This is a genomic window from Streptomyces sp. NPDC002092, from assembly GCF_053593775.1.
The window spans coordinates 1-17,130 of record NZ_JBSFDG010000036.1 but is presented as its reverse complement, the minus strand read 5'-3'; the positions used below and the strand labels follow the sequence as shown (position 1 = coordinate 17,130).

The 17,130-nt window shown below is 68.8% G+C and carries 12 protein-coding genes and 1 pseudogene; 2 read left to right on the top strand and 11 right to left on the bottom strand.

Annotated features, from left to right (window positions below; genetic code table 11):
• Positions 1-7: 7 nt before the first annotated feature.
• On the bottom strand, positions 8-691 hold the full coding sequence (locus ACWCRD_RS43395) for a ScbR family autoregulator-binding transcription factor (protein WP_450971191.1): 684 nt from the start codon (positions 689-691) through the stop codon (positions 8-10).
• A gap of 403 nt (positions 692-1,094) precedes the next feature.
• Here ACWCRD_RS43395 and ACWCRD_RS43390 point away from each other — a divergent pair, with 403 nt between their 5' ends.
• A complete protein-coding gene (locus tag ACWCRD_RS43390) occupies positions 1,095-3,080 on the top strand; it encodes an acyl-CoA dehydrogenase family protein (protein WP_450971190.1) in 1,986 nt (661 codons plus the stop codon).
• Positions 3,081-3,186: 106 nt separating this feature from the next.
• Here the strand turns inward: ACWCRD_RS43390 and ACWCRD_RS43385 are convergent, their stop codons facing one another.
• From ACWCRD_RS43385 to ACWCRD_RS43370, 4 genes and pseudogenes are all read right to left on the bottom strand, one after another.
• Complete coding sequence (locus tag ACWCRD_RS43385; protein WP_450971189.1) at positions 3,187-3,561, bottom strand: DUF6009 family protein; 375 nt, start codon at positions 3,559-3,561, stop codon at positions 3,187-3,189.
• Positions 3,558-5,060 (bottom strand): DNA primase family protein, encoded by a 1,503-nt coding sequence (locus ACWCRD_RS43380; RefSeq protein ID WP_450971188.1) that lies wholly within the window; start codon positions 5,058-5,060, stop codon positions 3,558-3,560. Before ACWCRD_RS43380 ends, ACWCRD_RS43385 begins: the two co-directional genes overlap by 4 nt.
• Positions 5,060-6,172: a bifunctional DNA primase/polymerase gene (locus tag ACWCRD_RS43375; RefSeq protein ID WP_450971187.1), complete on the bottom strand. Its 1,113-nt coding sequence runs from the start codon at positions 6,170-6,172 to the stop codon at positions 5,060-5,062. The genes ACWCRD_RS43380 and ACWCRD_RS43375 overlap by 1 nt, the downstream gene beginning before the upstream one ends.
• Positions 6,173-7,408: 1,236 nt before the next feature.
• Positions 7,409-7,780: pseudogene (locus ACWCRD_RS43370) on the bottom strand (IS701 family transposase); the annotation flags it as partial.
• Between the two features lie 338 nt (positions 7,781-8,118).
• Between ACWCRD_RS43370 and ACWCRD_RS43365 the strand changes: the two are divergent.
• On the top strand, positions 8,119-9,402 hold the full coding sequence (locus ACWCRD_RS43365; RefSeq protein ID WP_450971186.1) for a HEAT repeat domain-containing protein: 1,284 nt from the start codon (positions 8,119-8,121) through the stop codon (positions 9,400-9,402).
• 550 nt (positions 9,403-9,952) lie between these two features.
• Here the strand turns inward: ACWCRD_RS43365 and ACWCRD_RS43360 are convergent.
• The 6 genes from ACWCRD_RS43360 to ACWCRD_RS43335 all read right to left on the bottom strand — a co-directional run bounded on the left by ACWCRD_RS43360 (position 9,953) and on the right by ACWCRD_RS43335 (position 16,635).
• The gene (locus ACWCRD_RS43360; protein ID WP_450971185.1) at positions 9,953-11,068 is read right to left on the bottom strand and encodes a ParB/RepB/Spo0J family partition protein; all 1,116 of its coding nucleotides are present in this window, start codon (positions 11,066-11,068) and stop codon (positions 9,953-9,955) included.
• Positions 11,065-12,330, bottom strand: coding sequence for a ParA family protein (locus tag ACWCRD_RS43355; RefSeq protein WP_450971184.1), 1,266 nt, complete (start codon positions 12,328-12,330; stop codon positions 11,065-11,067). Before ACWCRD_RS43355 ends, ACWCRD_RS43360 begins: the two co-directional genes overlap by 4 nt.
• 675 nt (positions 12,331-13,005) lie before the next feature.
• Positions 13,006-13,416, bottom strand: coding sequence for a hypothetical protein (locus tag ACWCRD_RS43350; RefSeq protein WP_450971183.1), 411 nt, complete (start codon positions 13,414-13,416; stop codon positions 13,006-13,008).
• Positions 13,417-13,476: 60 nt separating this feature from the next.
• On the bottom strand, positions 13,477-13,854 hold the full coding sequence (locus ACWCRD_RS43345; RefSeq protein ID WP_115914607.1) for a DUF6009 family protein: 378 nt from the start codon (positions 13,852-13,854) through the stop codon (positions 13,477-13,479).
• A 136-nt stretch (positions 13,855-13,990) separates the two neighbouring features.
• Positions 13,991-15,556 carry a DNA primase family protein gene (locus tag ACWCRD_RS43340; protein ID WP_450971182.1) on the bottom strand — a complete coding sequence of 522 codons (1,566 nt, stop codon included), beginning with the start codon at positions 15,554-15,556 and terminating at the stop codon, positions 13,991-13,993.
• Entirely contained in the window at positions 15,553-16,635 is a 1,083-nt protein-coding gene (locus tag ACWCRD_RS43335; RefSeq protein WP_450971181.1) for a bifunctional DNA primase/polymerase, read from the bottom strand. The genes ACWCRD_RS43340 and ACWCRD_RS43335 overlap by 4 nt, the downstream gene beginning before the upstream one ends.
• Positions 16,636-17,130 lie beyond the last annotated feature (495 nt).

Below are 17,130 nucleotides of genomic sequence, written 5' to 3'. Positions count from 1 at the left end.
GCCGCCGTCAGCTCGCTGCCGCAACCTCCTCGGCGGCCTCGCGCAGCTTCAGCGCCGCCGCATACACCCGGGCACCCCGGTCGGCAGCCGTATCGAGCTGCATGAGCACCGCCGGGACCGCAATGCTGGCCATCAGGTGACGCTGCAAGTCCGAGACCCGCTCCGGCAGATCGCCATGGTTGGTCATGACCTTGGACAGCACCTGCACGCCGGTGAACGCCCCGACGAACATCCGTGCCGACGCGTCGACGTCGACATGCGGCAACAGCTCGCCGTTCTTCTTCGCCTTGCCGAGAATCTCGATGTTGTGCTCGATCCACGCGCTCATCGGCACCCGTCGGTCCAGGCCGTCGTTCGGGGACCCCTGGTCCACCGTCAGGCGGATGCTGCCCTGCACCAACGGATCGCCCACCGACAGCAGATGCGCGAGCAGGAAGGCCTCGTCGATGCCCTGCTGGAGCATCAACTCCTGCTCCGGCGGGGGCGGAATCGTCCCCAGCTGACCGGCCAGCACGGCTTGCGCCAGCTCCTCCTTGGAGGCGAAGTGGAAGTACAGCGCCCCCTTGGTGACATTGGCCCGGTGCAGGATCTCCGAGATCGTCGCCGCCTCGTACCCCACCTCGGCGAAGACTGCGGCGGCACTGACGAGGATGGCCCGCCTCGTTCTGATGGCCCGTTCCTGCAGCGCCATGGCCCTCACCTCCGCATGTGCTCCGGTGCAGTTCTTGGGAAAAAATAAACCGACAGGTACGTATTCTGCCACCCCTCACCCGCACAATCAATCGCGACCGCGGCTAATGTCCCTGAATATCCGCTTTATACGTAATGGAGACACCACTCGTACGGCGACCAGGGCAAAAGGAAACCTGACGTGCGGTATTCCCCTCCCTGTCAGGGAGTCTTGGTGCACAGTCGGTGCCCGCTCGCCATGCCGCAGAATCGGATATTCCGCTACGGATCCACAGAGCAGGCGCTCAAAGATCCGTCACCGACGGCCTGAGCTTTACTGCCATTTAGCTTGAAACAAAACCGGTAGGTCCGTATCTTCTGCTCCATCCAAACTCTGGATCTGCGATTTGACGGGGGAGAGGGTCATGGCCCTTCTGACAACCCAGCCGATACGGACCGCCGCATCCGGCGACTCCAGCCGCAAGGCGGATCAGCTGCTGCGGACCGAGCTGCAGGGCGACCGACTGCGAGCCGACCAGCTGAGAGATCTGCGCGCGATCGAGGTCCTCGCCTTCGAGGACCTCGCAAGCACCGACAGCACGCCGGCCCAGGACCTGGCCCGGGCCCTCTTCGGGGTAGGCGAGGAGCGCGAGCAGGTCCACGGCCGCTGGCGCGGGCTGATCCGTAACGAAACGTTTCGCCACCGTCCGGACCGTTCCCCCGCCGAACAAGCGGAGCAGTCCTACGAGTGGCTGCGCCTGGTGAACGACACCATCGGGGAACCCAGAAGCCTCGCCACGGATCCGAGCCTGCTGGCGAGCCTGCACGAGTGGACAGCGATCGTGGACGGCGGCGGGGGCCTGTGCACGGTGGCAAGCATCCACTACAACCTCTTTCTCGGCAGTCTCCTCGACCATGAGTCTGCAGAGCAGCGGGATCTGTCCGAGTTCACATCCATGCGACGCATCGGCACGTTCCTGTGCACCGAGCTCGACCACGGCAACGACAGCGCCGCACTGGAGACCACCGCCGAACTCGACCCGGAGAGCGGTGGGTTCATCCTGAACACCCCGCACCCGGGTGCGCAGAAATTCATGCCCAACACCAGCACCACCGGCGGCCCCAAGAGCGCCGTGGTCGCCGCCCGCCTCATCACGAACGGCCAGGACCACGGCGTGTACCTGTTCCTGACCCCGCTCAGCGACGAGCACGGCCTGCTTCCGGGGATCCGGGTACGCCGGCTGCCGATGCGGCCCGGCGCCCCCGTCGACCACTGCCTGACCGCCTTCGACCAGGTACGGCTTCCGCGCGAGGCGCTCCTGGAAGCCGAGCACGGCCGGCTCGGCCACGACGGCACCCTCATCAGCAACCTGGGCAACCGCCGCAAGCGTTTCCTGCGTTCGATCGGCCGGGTCACCGTGGGCAAGATGTGCATGAGCGGCGCGGCCGTCGGCGCCTCCAGGGCCGCTCTGGCCATCGCCGTCCGCTACGGCGAGCAGCGTCGTGTGGCCGGTCCGAAGGCAGGCCAGCGCATCCCGGTCAACGCCCACCGCAGCCATCACGCCCGACTGCTCAGATCGCTGGCGACGGCATATGCCATGACCTTCCTGCACCGGTCGGCCATTGCCGCCTGGACCCGGCACACCGCCGAGACCCGCGACGAGGCGGAGCGCCTGGTGGCCGTCGCCAAGGGATGGATCACCTGGCAGGCCCGCCTCATCACCGCCGAGTGCCGTGAACGCTGCGGCGCCCAGGGCCTGTTCGCGGTCAACGCACTGGCCGGCTTCCCGGAGTACGTCGAGGGCACCGTGACCGCCGAGGGGGACAACCTGGTGATCTGGTCCAAGGCGGCGGCGGAGCTGCTCTTCGCCTCCGGGACCACCCGGTCCCAGAGCGCCTCGCCGGCCGGCCCGCGGGAACTGACCAACCCTCGTTTCGTGCGCTCCCTGCTGGCGCAGGCCGAGACCGTCTGGCGGACGCGAGCGCGGACTGCGCTGCGCCAGGGGCCCGCCAAGGATCCGGTGGCCCGCTGGAACTGGGCATCGTCACCGGCGCTGGAGATGGTCTCGGTGCACGCCAGGCTGCAGGCCGCCGACGCCTTTCTGGAAGCGGCGGAGCGGGTGACGCAGCCCGAGGCTCGGCAGCTGCTGGACAAACTGTGCCTCCTGTTCCTGCTGGAGCAGATCAGCAGCCACACCGGCGACCTGCTGACGGAGGCGCACATGAGTGCCGACCAGGTCCGCGACCTGCCGTCCGTCGTCGACACCGTCATCGACGAACTCGCCTCCGACATGAGGACGCTCGTCGACGCCTTCGACCTGCCTGAGGAGTACCTGGACGCGATTCCGATCGCCAACAGCGGCCGGGTTCCGCTCACCGACTACGCCGCCTTCACGGACGTCGCCGAGTAGGCCACGGACGCTCCGGCGACGCGTCCCGCTCCCCCGCACCATTGTCGTTCTCGGGCCGGGTGTGTGCTTTCGAGCCCACCCGGCATCCGTCCGTCTCCGTCCCGTCCTACAGGGACGACGACACCGCCCCGCCCTCCGACCGCTCCGTCTTGCGCCCCTTGCTCCCCGGCGCCAGTGTGCGCGGATCGATGGCCTCGGCGGGCGCACCGGTGGCGTACAGCCCGTCGGGAACGGTGTCCCGGTCGTGCGGCAGCAGCCAGAACACCCGTCGGCGGAAGGTCCCGGACGAGCGGGACGGCTTGGCCCCCGGCCCGAGCAGCGCATAGCCGACCATACGGCCGTCACGGTGGTAGGCGGGCCTGCCCCGGCGCGTCGGCAGCCGGTCCAGGCTCTGGCGGACGTAGTCCAGCCCGCTGATGTCCTCGAGCCAGACGAAGTCGACCTCATGGTCGATCTCGTCCTCAGCGATGAGGGCACTCATGCTGTCTCCTCGTCGGCGGACAATCCGATGCCCGGGTAGTACTTGCGCTGGTTGGACAGGATCATCTCCTTCGGAGACGCCAGTCCCACCACCTCCCGGACCCGCGCGGCGAAGGACCGGGACGAGACAGCCGGGGCCCCCTCATTCTGACACCATGTCCGGTAAGCCGCGTAGAGACCGGCCTGTTCCGCCCTCAGGCCCGGCTCGCGGCGGCAGGACTCGCCGAGGAAGCGCCCGATGTGGTCCTCGGTCTCCGCGTACGCCGTGGTGGCGATACGCACCGGCTCCGGGCCCAGCAGGTCCTTCTCCCCGCTCAGGTAGCGCCGTGCCCCGACCACGAGCCAGTTGAGGATGCCCGCTCCTTCCTCCGTCACGAGGATGTCGGCCAGGTTGTCGACCTTCCGGTGATCCGGCACGACCCGTTCGAACGGGATCAGCCGCATCCGCCGCCAGAACGCGAAACCGCCCGTCCCCACCTCGGGCCGGTGGTTGCCCAGCAGCCACAGCTTGTGGGTCGGCTGGAAACTGAAGAAGTCCTGCCGCATCCGCCGTGCCTTGATGCGATCGCCGCCGGTCAGCAGCTTCACCCGGGCCTCGTCGAAGCGGTCCCCCGGCTTGACCTCGCTGCACACGATGACCCGGCGCCCGTGCAACTCGGCCAGGTCGGTGGGGTGGCCCTCGTAGGGACGGGCCATGAGGAACCCGGGGGGCGCGGCGTCCGCGTAGTCGCCGACGAGCTTCATCACCACGTCCAGCAGCACCGACTTGCCGTTCTTGCCGGAGCCGAACAGGAAGGGCATCACCTGGGCGCCGACGTCGCCGGTGATGGAGTAGCCCAGCAGCAGATGCAGGAAGTCGATCATCTCCCTGCCCTCGGGCCCCTGCCCGAAGGTGTCGGTGAGGAACCGGTCCCAGCGGGGCGTCGGCATCTGTTCGGGCGTCGCGGTGGTGGAGCGGGCGTGGAAGTCCTTGTTCGGGTCCGGCGCCCGCTTGAGCCCGGTGCGCAGGTCGACGATGCCGCCGGGCGTGCACAGCGCGTACGGATCGGCGTCCAGCAGCGCCGCGTTGAGCACCATGCCCGGCGCGGACTTGGCCTGGGTGAGCATCGCGTTCATCCCGCTGGTGCTCAGCGCGCGCCGGCGGTGCTGCTGCAGGGCGACCGTGCTGTGCACGCCCCTCGGGTCGGTGGTGGCAAGGGACTCGGCCAGGTCACCGGCAGCCCACAGCACGGTGTCGTCCTCGTCGATCTGCCAGCGGGTACTGTCCCACCGGAACCAGCCGAGCCCCGGCACATGCCGGTAGTCGTTGGCATAGAGACCGACGAAGAGCTTGGCGTTGCCACGGTCGCTGAGGGTGTCGGGCAGCAGCCCGTCGGCGGTGGCCTCACCGGCGGGCCGGGGGCCTCCCTGGTCCTCCGTACGGGCCTGCGGGACGGTCTGGGCCAGGATCTGTGCGGCGACCGAGCCGGCATCGAAGAGGGTGTTGTCGCGGCCACGCATCACAGGCGGCCTCCCGGAGACAGCGGGCGGGTACGGCCCGCGCTCAGCCCGCCGCGGATGACGGCGCCGAAGCGCCGCTGCTGCCCGGGGCGTGCCTGCGCCGCCGCCTCCTGCAGGACCCGCTCGGCCTCGTCGTCGTCCAGCAGGCCCGCGGCGACGAGCCCACCGGCGGTGTACGCAGCCCGGTTGAGCTTCTCGGTGAACCCCGCTCCCTCCGGTACGGCCGCACAGGCGGTCACCTCGGCCAGCAGAGGGGCCAGGACCCGCTCCACGGCTGCGCAGCCGCCTCCGGCGGCCAGGACGGCCTGCCGGGCACGGGGCGGCACGGGCCGGGGCGCGGGCACATGGGCGGGCGGCAGATGGCCGGTGCGCTCCAACTCCCGCGCCAGCCAGGCGGGCAGCGGTGCGGGCTCACGCGCCTCCCCCACGGCCTCGTACGTCCCGGCTGCGGTGACGGTGCCCGGGGCGACGATGTACCCACCGTGCGCCCGTACGTCGACCTGCCAGGCCAGCGCGCGTCCGCCGCCGGAGCCGGAGGAGCACTGCCAGCGGTGCCCGCGGTGCGCCCGGTACCAGACGTGCAGGCCTCCGGAGGGCGTACGCACCCGCAAGGTCGTCTCGTCGTCCATGGGAGAGGTCGCACCGCGGAGCGCGGCCAGCACGCCGATCGTGTGGAAACCGTTGGCCAGCCCGGAGAGGTCCACGGTGTCGGAGATGTCGATGCCGGGCAGCAGGCGGTCACGTCCGGGCAACTGCCGGGCGTGGGCGTCGATATCGATGACGACCAGCCCTGCAGGCCCGCAGGCGGTCCCGACTCCGAAATCCGGGTGGGCGCCCCACCATTGCTCGATCCGCGTGTAGTCCAGCGTGGCGGCACGGAAACCGTGGCACCAGCGACCCAACGCCAGGCAGCGACACCCCCGGTGCGTATGCCCGGACTCCCGGCACGCCGTGCAGTTGCCCGCGGGCGTCTTGCGCCCCGGGGCCAGCGGGTGGACGGGCCAGCCACGGGCCGCACACCAGCGGGCAATGGCCAGGGACCGCACGGCACTTGGAGAGCCAGGCGTGAACCTGGGTGAGTCGCTGCGCAAAACCCGCAGCTCATCGGCCATGCGTTTCCCCCGTCAGCGACCGAAGCGACTCAACAACAGGAACAGACTAACGAAGCATCGGTAAAGGAGGGGGTAACCGTGCGAAGAAACCGTTCCGTTCATGACGGGGTGTGAGCGACTGGAGTGATCGAGCCCCAGCGACTGAGCGACTTTCGGTCGCTGGATCAGTGGCTGGCGAAAACCGCAGGTCACGGCATCGCCAAGGTCAAAACAGCGACTGAAGCGACTCAAGGTCCCTATATATGACGCACACACGCACGCGGGCGCACATGCGCACACGCGCGAATGTCTCGATATACCCGGCCCTTGAGTCGCTTCAGTCGCTGATCGCCCCTCAAAACCGGCTCTGACCTGGGCTTTTCATTGAGCGACCGAAGAGCGACGAGACGCGGTTACGTCGCTGCCCTTCAGTCGCTGTCCGCCTCCGGGACGCATCGCGCCCCCGCTGGGCATGCCTCGCCCGGCGGGTTCAGCGACCGAAGCCGACTCGAGCGATCGTCAAGCAACCCTGCACCGATCCCCAGCGATCGGGACAGGAGGACGCACTCCTCGCGTTCTACGACTTCCCGGCCCCGGCAGCCATCGTGTCGGCCTTTCCGCGCAGCGCGCCGGCCACCGCCCACGACACCATCTCCACGGCAACCGGCGGCAGTGGCGAGGTCACGGTGATGTGCGCACCCCCTGCTACCAGCAGGCGGCCGCCGCAGGGAACTCCCGCCCCCGCTGGCGCGGGTGGAGTTCCGCACCCTCAACATCCGCCGCTGGGATCGCATCGTCGAGGCATGGGCCACCGACGACGTCCAGGCCTCGACGATGCCTGGATCGACCAGATCGCCGACCTGGGTTCCCGGTGGGGCACCTGGATGTCTCCGACCCGAATTCCAAGATCCAAAACCGCTGTGCGCCGTTCTGACGGCCTGCCAGCGACTCCAAGGTCTCGCCATACCGGCGACGCCGAGTCAGGCCGTTGGAGAGCCCATTCTGGCGGCCGATTTTCCGCTGCTTTCCCGAAAGCTCACCACGCCCCACGCTCATGACGTCACCATGTGAAGCACGCCGCGGATGGGTTGAGAGGACCGCGCGAGACCGCCGAGCCCGACCGGGCCCGCTCCCTCGCCTCCCTGTTGAGCAGCTGCAGCGGGGCGAGGAAAGAGCCGTCGCTCTCCAACCTCCGGTCCAGGGGCACGGCCAGCTCTCCGGTAGGTGGCAACATCTCCGACAGGCAGGACCAATGGCGGGCCTCCCGGTGCGGGCCCGGCGCTCGGCGACCTGGCACCACGAGGCGTCCGGCAGGTGGAGGCGGCGGTTGTTCAACGCCCGTCCTCTGCTGAAGGCGTCCGTACGCGAGGAAGACGCCGACCTGGGTGTTCTCGACCCGGGCTGCGGTGCCGGTGTATCGGCGCTGCACACCGGCCGGTCCTCGAGCACCTCGGTGCCGACGACTGTGCTTGGCAGCAGCCGCTGCATCGGCCCGGGGCGGGCGTGACCGGCCGGCTCGGCCGCCCGCCGGCAGTTCTTCCGCTCGACGCCGGACAGCAGGGCGGACACGAAGGCGCGGGCCGTCACCCGCGGCTCCACCCGCTTGAACCGGTCCGCGATCCAGGCCATGGCCTGGTCGGACATCGCACGCCAACAGGCGGCATCTATGCTGCTGTCCGCGACCACAGCACGATCTTCAGGAGTCCACAACCCTTGATGATCATGCGGTGGCCGCTCCAGAACCACCAGGTGTGACAAGCTGCTTCGGCCAGTGGGATCCGCGCAGGACGAGGCTCGGGATCGACCGCCCATGCGACATGCCGTCAGCGGCCCGACGCCCGGATGTTCAGCCCATGGCGCCGCCCCGGGGACGGCGGACGGACTCGGCCGACGATGTTCCTCCCGGCCTGCGGTTGTCTCTCCCGGCCTCCGGCTGTGTGGCGATCGAGACCAACAGGGGGTTGGGGATGGGTGAGGATGCACTCGTCACGGCGGTGCGGAGCGGGGACGAGAACGCGGTCAGAATCCTGCTCGAGGACGGGGCGGATCCCGACGTCCTCGACGAGCAGGGCACCCCCGCACTGTGCCTGGCCATCTCAGCGTTCAACTCGACGATCGGCAGCTACCTGGTGGAAGGCGGCGCGGATCCAGACCGCCGGCTGCCCGACGGGACCACTCCCCTGCTGCAGGCCGTCGACAGTGGTTCCATCGGTCTCGTCTTCGGCCTGCTCGGTGACGCGGTGGTGATCAGCGAGGCCACCCGCGCGGAAGTGCTGGCACGCGCCCGGCAGTGGCACGAGAGGGGCCCGGTCGCCATGCTCCGGGAGCGGACCGGCACCTCGGACGAGGTGGAGCGGGTTCGCATCCGGGACAGGGAGTGGTTCACCGAGTACCACGAGCTCCGGCTCGGCGGAATGACCGTTCGCGACGGCCACACAGGGATCCTCACCCGCCTTGAGGAACACTTCGGACTGCACCTGGGCTTTGACGAATTGGCGGCCCGCGCGTGCGCACTCGAGTACCCGGACTGGGAGCACGCCGTCTGGTCTGAGATCGTCCAAACCGTTGCCCGGAGACAGGACGACGCGACCTGGGAGGCTGCGGCGGTACTGCGGGGTCATCCCGATCCCCTGCACCGCCGCTTCGGCGTGGAGGTCCTGGTCTGCCTCCACATCGAGGCTGAACTGACGAACGTCTCGAGTCCGTTCGAACAGCGCACGCTCGAGCTCCTCCTCGACTGGGCAAAGGAGGAGGGACACCCGGACGTCCTGGCCGAGGCCCTGGCCGGCCTGGGCCACCATGAGGACCCGAGGATCGAGCCGCTGGGGCTCTCACTCCTCGCCCACGCTGCCCCGCAGGTCCGTGTGGCGGTGCCTTCGACCCTGAGAATCGTGAACTCGGAGAGCTCTGGGCGGAAGACGTTCACCTCCGAGGGGCTGAACGCCCTGCTTGCACTGGCCCGGGACACCGACTCCTCCGTTCGCCAAGTCGCCGGCTACGTGCTCGCGTACAGCCTGAATCCGGACCCCGCCATCGCGGACACCCTGGCCGATCTGCTCGATGACGAGGACCAGCAGACCCGGATCTGGGCCGTCTACGGACTGGCCGAGCGGGACGATCCGCGCTGTGTCGAGGGCGCGGACCGGGTGGGACCCGTCGACGAGTACGAGTCGTGGTCCTGGATACTCGGTGCGCCCTCACGGTACGAGCAGCGCCAAAGGGAGCGGGAAGCTCCGGCCACGGCCGAGTAGCGAATGCTGGCCTCTGCATCCCATGGTGGGCCGGCTGTGGACATCAGGGCCGACGCTGTACTGGCGAGCCGGTACGTGAGGCGGCTGACCACCTGGTCCCGATGCCGCCGCACCGGACACCTCAGTCCTCGAACCCGACCGAAGCAGAGCCAGGTGCAGGGCCGCGCGCAGCCGAACCGCTTCGGTCTCGCCCAGGACGGCAACGGTCGACCCGCCTGCCGGTGCGGCCAGGAGATGGTCCCTGGGGGGTCCCGCACATCACCTGGCCCGGTCCCCGCCCCCGGCATCGCTCACGACGCCCCCCATGGCAACGCCGTGCTGGTCAGTGATCGCGTCGAGGGCCGCGTACTGTCCCCACTGCGCCGGCCTGCACCGGCTGGCGCCCTCGGGTGATTACGCCGTAATCACCCGAGCCTCGAGCCCGCTGCCGCCGGATAGACACCTATGCCACCTCCCGCACCAGACCCTGGTCTGGCTGGGAGGCGAAGGGATGGTTTCCCACCGTGGGAAGCCGGCCCTCATGGAGGGCTGACCGTGGTGCGCCCAGAGGTCAACTGGAAGAGGCGGTCTGGTCTTCCTTGTACTTGATGAGGGTGTCCAGCATCTTGTCGAACTCAGCTGGTGGCATCTTGCGGATCAGGAGTTCCGCGACGAGCCAACCGTCCTCGTAGGGGAACCGCTTCGGCTGGTGCTCTTCGCCCGCAGCCGTCGTCTCGGCGGGGGCGGCCTGTGCGGGAACAGACGGCATGCCGTCCCCCGACTTGTTGGCAGGTGGTTCATCCTGCGCATCCTGCGCAGCGCTCGGCCGGTGCACCGGAGGCTGCGTGGCATCCGCTCCCTTGGGAGCGGAGTTGGATTCCGGCTCTGCTGGAGTGTCCGGAGCCGCCTTTCGGCTGTGTGACTCCCCTGTTTCAGGTGCCTGTGGCTTCGGGGTGCCCTTCGATGCGCGGGCCTGCTCCTCCTTGCGCACTCGCTCCGCTTTGAGCTCTTCCAGAGCGGCTTCCTGCTGGTCGGCTGGCTTGTTGCCGACCGCGCGCAGCAGGTCGATGGGTTCCTCGCCGATGCGGGCCTGGAGTTCGGGGGTCAGGTTGAGGAGGGCGAGGCGCTGAGAGATCCAGCCTTGGGAGCGGTGAAGGCGTTTGGCCAGAGCTCGCTGGCTGCCCTGGATGTCCAGAAGGCGCTGGAGAGCGCGGGCTTCGTCGAGTTCTTCGAGGTCCTGGCGGTGGATGTTGGCGACGAGGGCGGATTCGAGGATCTCTTCGGGGGTGGAGCCCTCGTCGTCGCTCACCATGACCTTGATGGTGGCGAGGCCGCCTTCGCGGGCGGCAGCCAGACGGCTGCTGCCGTCGACCACGACGTGCGTGGTGTCGGGTTCGAGGTCGGCTTCACGTTGGGGGTTGGCCTTGATGTAGGCGTCGCGGTTCATGACCGTGATCGCCTGCTTCTGGCCGTGGGTCTTGAGGCTGCCCGCCAGGTCGGTGAGGTCTCCGAGGGTGGAGCGGGGGTTGTCCGGGTTGAGGCTGACTCGCTGTACGGGGAGTTCCGTGGGCGGGGCGATGCCCTCGGTGGGGACGCCTGTGGCGGCGGCGACGGCCTGGCGTCGTGCACTGATCGGGCGCACTCCCCCGCCGAACCGGCCGGCGCCCAGCTGATCGGCCTTGCTCACGAGACCTCCCTTGCCAGGGCTCGCATACCGACTGCCTGCTGTGATTTGGGGGCGTAGGACAGCAGGGGCTTCTTCACTCGGACCGCTTCCTTCTGTTCCTTGAGGTCTCCGATGAGTCCGACGACCTTCGGATCCTTTATGTCCACCCAGCCCTGGAGCGACGAGGTGGCGATGTATCCGCGGCGGGAGTCGTAGAGGTTGACGACGATGCCGAGGTAGTCGATGTCGACCTGGAGGTCGCCGCGCAGGTCGTCGATCTGTGTGGTGAGCAGTTCGTAGGCGTCGGCGGAACTGTCCTCGGCTTGGACGACGATGAGGGCTCCGGACTGGCCGGGCTTTTCGCCGTCGCGGCGGCGGCCGTAGTAGACGGCGGCGTCCATGCTGAGGCCGAGGCTGGGCGGGCAGTCGACGATGATGACGTCGTAGTCGGCTTCGAGGGGGGCGAGGGCCCGTTCGAGGGCGGCTTCCCGGGCTCGCACGGCGGACAGGCGTACGTCGAGGAGGAAGGCGTCGTTGCAGGCGGGCAGGAGGTGGAGGCGGCCGTCGAAGGTGTCGTCGTCGACGGAGAGGATGAGGTCGCGCAGGTCGCCCTTGGGGTCGCCCGCCATGTGGTTGGTGAGGCTGTCGCCGTCCATGGGCAGTGGGCTGCCGCCGAGTTGGTTGGTGAGGTGGCACTGTGGGTCGAAGTCGACGAGGAGCACCCGCAGCCCGAGTCCGGGCAGGTTCTCGATGTCGAGGGGGTTGTCTTCCGCTTCGGTTTCGTCGTTGTGCGTTTCGCTCGCGCGCACGGCTTTGGCGAGGGCCTTGGCGACGCGTACCGGGTGGAGGGTGTTGGGGTCTTCGGCCAGTGCCTCACCGAGGCCGGCGGTGATGGCGGTCTTGCCGACGCCGCCCTTCTGATTGCAGACGATCACGCGACGGGTGATCGCTGGGCGTTCGATGTCCGGGGCAGGGTTGGCGTCGAGCCACAACTGGACGGACTGGGCAAGGCCCTGAATGAGCGAGACGCGCCGGCCGGCGGCGATCTCCCGGAACTCCTCCCACTGGCCGGGGGGCAGGAAGGTGGAGAAGGAGTCGGCGGCGGCGGTGTCGATGGTGGCGGGGGTGGAGGCCAGGTTGCACCAGTCCCTGATGCCTTGTTCGACGGCGGCCTGAATCTCGATGTGATGCTGGGCGGCTCTGATTTTGAGGTTCTGCCGGAGCCATCCCGGCAGCTTGGAGACGACCTTCTCGCGGTCGCTGGAGGTGGCTGGAGAACTCATGGAGGACACCATACTAACGCTGTTGATCATTTACACCATCGACACGTTAGTTAGACCAAGTTGATGAGGTTCCCCGTCTCGGCGAAGCGATTACGTCGTAATCACCCCCTTCCGACGAGCTGTCAGGTCCCAGGTGATTACGACGTAATCACCTGGGACTGCAGACGCCTACGGAACCCGGCTCCGGATCCGCACCTCTGCGTTCAGAACGGTCCAGAGCTCCCAGCGCGCCCCAGCCCAAAGCCTGTCGGGTGATTACGGCGTAATCACCTCACGACCTCGTGCACGGTTGGCCGTGGCCCGGCGCTCAGGTCGCTGGTTGAACTGAGCATGGTGGAGGCTGGGGCACGTGAGTTGATCGTGACGGAGTACCGGGTCACTGGACTGTCGCCGGCAGTGATTGCTGAGGCAGGTAGGGCCGTTGTGGCACGAACAACACCAGGCACGCCTGACGGCCTGGCCGCGGCGGGCAGAGCCGGAGTGAAGCACCACGTCGGTCTTCGTCGACCGACTGCACGCCGACTGGGTGAGTCTGCGCCATCGGCGAGGTGCCCCCTGTTCGCGCCGAGAGAAGAACCAGGTTGCCCCGTGGGGTGATTACGGCGTAATCACCCCACGGACAAGGCAAGCGCTGAGAAGCTCATTCGGCCTCGGGGACCACCTGGGCGAACGAGGTCACGAACGCGGTGATGAGTCGGGCGAACTCGGACCGGTCGGCGTCCGACCGATCCGCCATACGTCGACCGGTTCATCGAGCGCGGCTGGGCACACACGGCTGACGATGGCGCGGTGGCACTGACCGGCGAGGGCCGACGGGCGCACCAGCGGGTTTCCGAGCAGTCCGGAGCCCTGAGGGTCCGGATGATGGAGTGCCTCTCGTCCGAAGAGCACACAGCGTTGATGGAACTGCTCCAGCGGGTCGCCACCCACCTTGACGCCCTGGCGGTTGAAACGCCCCGTCAGTGACCGGCTGGTCGGGCGCAGCAGTTCCTGGGGGAGACCCTCGGCATCGAGCCCGTCGGCGAGGATGCGCGGCTCACGCCGCTCGCACAGCGCGTCGCGCCGGCAGGGGCTCTGAACCTTCATCGGCGCGTGGTTCCTACCAGCGCCATCTCCCGGCGGCGCGGGATTGCCTCCTGCCGAGGGTCAGGCGGTGGTTATGGCGGCGGGGCCGTGCTGGGAGCGCGGGGTTTTCGCGCCGGGTTTCTTGGGTTCGATGGTGCGGGGGTCGACGGCTTCACCGGGGGCGCCTTCGCGATAGACGCCGTCGGGGTGGCTGTCACGGTCGTGCGGCAGGACGAACAGGACACGCCGCTTGTACAGACCGCTGTCGGGGTCGGGTTCGGCCTGGGCGTCGAGAACGGCGTAGCCGACCATGCGGCCGTCGCGGGCGTAGGGGGGTTTGGTGTTGCGGCGTTTGGTCTTGTCCAGGGCCTGGCGGACGTAGTCGAAGTGGGTGGGGTCTTCCAGCCACACCACGTCTTGTTCGTGGGTGAGGTCGCTTTCAGTCAACAGCGAGCTCATGGCTGTAGCCCCTCCTTCGTCGGCCGGCCTGCCCTTGGGGGTGCCGGGCGTGTGGGTCCATCGTAGAACGGTGGCAGGGCACGGCGTAGGGCGTGCGGGCCGGTATGGGTGGTGGCGGGGTGCAGTGTGCGGGTGGTCATTCGGTGTCCAGCAGAGCGAGGCCGGGGTAGTACTTGCGGCCGTTGGATTTGATCATGTCGGCGGGGGAGCCGAGATTGAGTTCCTGCCGTACCCGGGTGGCGAAGGCGCGGGCGGTGGCGGCGCGGACGCCTTCACCGGCGTTGCACCAGGCGGTGTAGGCGGCGTAGAGCAGGCCCTGTTCGACTCGTAGTTCGGTGTCGGTGGTGTGATCGGTGGTGCGGGTGCAGCATTCGGTCAGGAAGCGGCCGATGTGATCTTCGGTGGTGGCGTAGGCGCTGGTGGCGATGCGGACGCGTCCGGGGCCTTCGAGGGGGTCGCGGGTGGCGAGGTAGCGGCGGGCGCCTTCGATGAGCCAGTGCAGGATGCCGGGGCCCTCGTCGCGGACGAGTTCGAAGGCAAGGTTGTCGATGCGGCGGTCTGCAGGGACCGTGCGCGTGAAGGGGATCAGGCGGATACGGCGCCAGAATGCGAAGCCGCCGGTGGAGACCTCGGGGCGGTGGTTGCCCAGCAGCCACAGGTGGTGGGTGGGGGTGAAGGAGAAGTAGTCCTGCCGCATCCGGCGGGCTTTGATCTTGTCACCGCCGGTGAGGAGGCGTACCCGGGCCTCGTCGAATTTGTCGTTGGGCTTGAGCTCGCTGCACACAATGAGGCGGCGGCCGTGGAGTTCGGTGAGTTCGGTGGAGTGCTCGGAGAAGGCGCCGCGGTCCATGAGGAAGCCGGGCGGGGCGGCGTCGGCGTAGTCGCCCAGGATCTGGATCATGGTGTCGAGCAGGACGGACTTTCCGTTCTTGCCCTCGCCATGGAGAAAGGGCAGGACCTGGGCGCCCACGTCGCCGGTGACGGAGTAGCCGAGCATCAGGTGCAGGAAGTCGATCATCTCGGCGCCTTCGGCGTCGTCGCCGAAGGTGTCCGCGAGGAAGGTGTGCCAGCGGGGGGTGTCCATCGACAGGGGAGCGACGCTGGTGGCTCGGGAGTGGAAGTCGCGTGCCGGGTCGGGTTTGCGCAGCTGCCCGGTGTGCAGGTCGACGACGCCGGCCGGGGTGCACAGGGCGTAGGGGTCGCCGTCGAGGATGTCGGGGTCGACCGACAGGTCCGGGGAGGCCTTGGCCTGGGTCAGCAGCGCCTTCATTCCGGTCGTGGAGAGGGTTCGTCGTTTGTGGTGGGCCAGTTCGCGGTCGCTGAAGATGCCGCGGGGATCGCTGGCGGGCATGTCTTCTGCCATCTCGCCCGCGGCCCACAGGGCGGCTTTCTCTCCGCCGGCGCGTTTCCAGCGGTAGCCGTCCCAGGTGAACCAGCCCAGGCCCTCGACGTGGCGGAACTGGTCGCGGTAGAGCTGGACGAACAGGCGGGCATTGCCTCGGTCGCTCAGAGACGGCGGCAACGGGGCAGGCTGCGCTGTCCACGCCGCGGGCGCGGCACTGTGGCCGCGGCCGGTGGAAGAAGGACCGGCGCTTGCCTGGGCGGGCAGCAGGGTGGGAGCGGGCTCGGCCTGCTCGAGGTCGAGCATCTGCTGAGCGGCGGCCTGCGGATCGAACCGGGGCGTGCTCTCGGCGGTGCTCATGGACGTCCTTCGGGGTGGAACGGCCGGGCGGCTCCCGCGGCCAGGCCATCGTCAGTGATCTGCTCGTTGCGGGCGCCCTGCCATGGCCGCGCCTGATGCGCGACGTGCAGCAGGCTCTCGCGGACGGTGTCGTGGTCTACATGGCCGGCTGCGGCCAAGCCGCCGGCGGTGTACGCGGCGCGGTTGAGCTTCTCGGTGAACCCAGTGCCCTCCGGGGCGCTCCCGCATTGTTCGACGGCCTGCAGGAGGGGTTCCAGCAGCCGCTGCGCGGCCACCGGACGGCGTCGGATACCAGACCGGGACGCCGGGACGAACGGGCGGCGAGGAGACGGGGGTGCGATGACGTGACCGGTGCGGACGAGCTCGGCGTGCAGCCACTCGGGCAGCAGGGCGGGTGTCCGGGCCGGGCCCTCGGGCTCGTAACGGCCCTGGCTGGTGCGGGTGGTGGGGGCGATGATGTAGCCGCCCTCCGCCCGTATGTCCACCTGCCAGGCCAATGCCACCTTGGGGCTGGAGCCGGTCGAGCAGCGCAGCCGGACCGCGGAGTGAGGGTTTTGGTACCAGATGTGCAGGCCGCCCGACGGCGTGCGCACACGCAGGGTGGTCTCATCGTGGGCGGGGTTCGGCTGGCGGCGGTAGGCCGCCAGCAGGGCGAGAGTGTCGAAGCCGGAGGCCAGACCGGTCAGATTGACGCCCTCAGGGATGGCGATGCCCGGCAGCAGGCGGCTGCGGTCAGGGACCGAAGCAGGGTGGGCGTCGACGTCGACCACGACCAGACCAGCCGGCCCGCACGCGATGCCCACCCCTGCGGACGGAGTCGTGCTCCACCAGGCGTCAATGACTTGAGTGTTGGTCGTCGCCGCGTGGAAACCGTGGCAGGCGCGCCCCGCGGGCAAGCAGGGGCAGGACTTCACGTCGTGTTTCTGCTCCCGGCACACACGGCAGTTGGCTGCGGGCGTCTTGCGTCCCGGTGCGAGCGGGTGGACCGGCCAGCCCTGGGCCGCGCACCAGCGGGCCACGGTGTGCGGCGATGCGGCCCCGGCAGGGGCGGCAGGCGAGCGGGTCTCACCGGGCGGCACGCTGAATCGTCCTCGTGGTCTCGGAAATCTCAGTCCCTTTGAGAGAAAACACCAGGCCAGACGCGACTAGTGACCCCTCCTCAGGGACTGAAGGGACTGTGGTTCGGGACGAGTGTAGAGGCAACACCCCCAGTCGGGCGGAAGATGCCCCCGCGTGCCGTTCTATCAGTTTCTTCAGTCCCTTGAGTCCCTGCCAACGGACGGACAGGGCACGGCACTCGCACAGGAGGGGCGTTTTGCACCGTATTGCGAGGGGCTGGAGGGACCTGCAGTGCAGCTCAGCGTGAGGGACCGTGCAGCCCACGCCGACGCCGCGACTGGGGGCCTGACGCCGGGAGGGCCGGTGGGACAGGGAGACACCCGAGTTGGCTGGCCCTCCTCCGGGGCGGGAGGCAGTGCCTCAGGGACGGAGGGGTAAAAGCATTCGGTCCCTGCACGTTTCTGCAGGTCAACGCCATCCCACAGCGTGATCGAGGGACTGAAGGGACTCAACTT

What these genes read in the sequence shown, in the direction of transcription:
- ACWCRD_RS43395 (WP_450971191.1), bottom strand. Translation starts at nt 691, where the DNA reads ATGGCGCTGCAGGAACGGGCCATCAGAACGAGGCGGGCCATCCTCGTC.
- ACWCRD_RS43390 (WP_450971190.1), top strand. Translation starts at nt 1,095, where the DNA reads ATGGCCCTTCTGACAACCCAGCCGATACGGACCGCCGCATCCGGCGAC.
- ACWCRD_RS43385 (WP_450971189.1), bottom strand. Translation starts at nt 3,561, where the DNA reads ATGAGTGCCCTCATCGCTGAGGACGAGATCGACCATGAGGTCGACTTC.
- ACWCRD_RS43380 (WP_450971188.1), bottom strand. Translation starts at nt 5,060, where the DNA reads ATGCGTGGCCGCGACAACACCCTCTTCGATGCCGGCTCGGTCGCCGCA.
- ACWCRD_RS43375 (WP_450971187.1), bottom strand. Translation starts at nt 6,172, where the DNA reads ATGGCCGATGAGCTGCGGGTTTTGCGCAGCGACTCACCCAGGTTCACG.
- ACWCRD_RS43365 (WP_450971186.1), top strand. Translation starts at nt 8,119, where the DNA reads ATGGGTGAGGATGCACTCGTCACGGCGGTGCGGAGCGGGGACGAGAAC.
- ACWCRD_RS43355 (WP_450971184.1), bottom strand. Translation starts at nt 12,330, where the DNA reads ATGAGTTCTCCAGCCACCTCCAGCGACCGCGAGAAGGTCGTCTCCAAG.
- ACWCRD_RS43350 (WP_450971183.1), bottom strand. Translation starts at nt 13,416, where the DNA reads ATGAAGGTTCAGAGCCCCTGCCGGCGCGACGCGCTGTGCGAGCGGCGT.
- ACWCRD_RS43345 (WP_115914607.1), bottom strand. Translation starts at nt 13,854, where the DNA reads ATGAGCTCGCTGTTGACTGAAAGCGACCTCACCCACGAACAAGACGTG.
- ACWCRD_RS43340 (WP_450971182.1), bottom strand. Translation starts at nt 15,556, where the DNA reads ATGAGCACCGCCGAGAGCACGCCCCGGTTCGATCCGCAGGCCGCCGCT.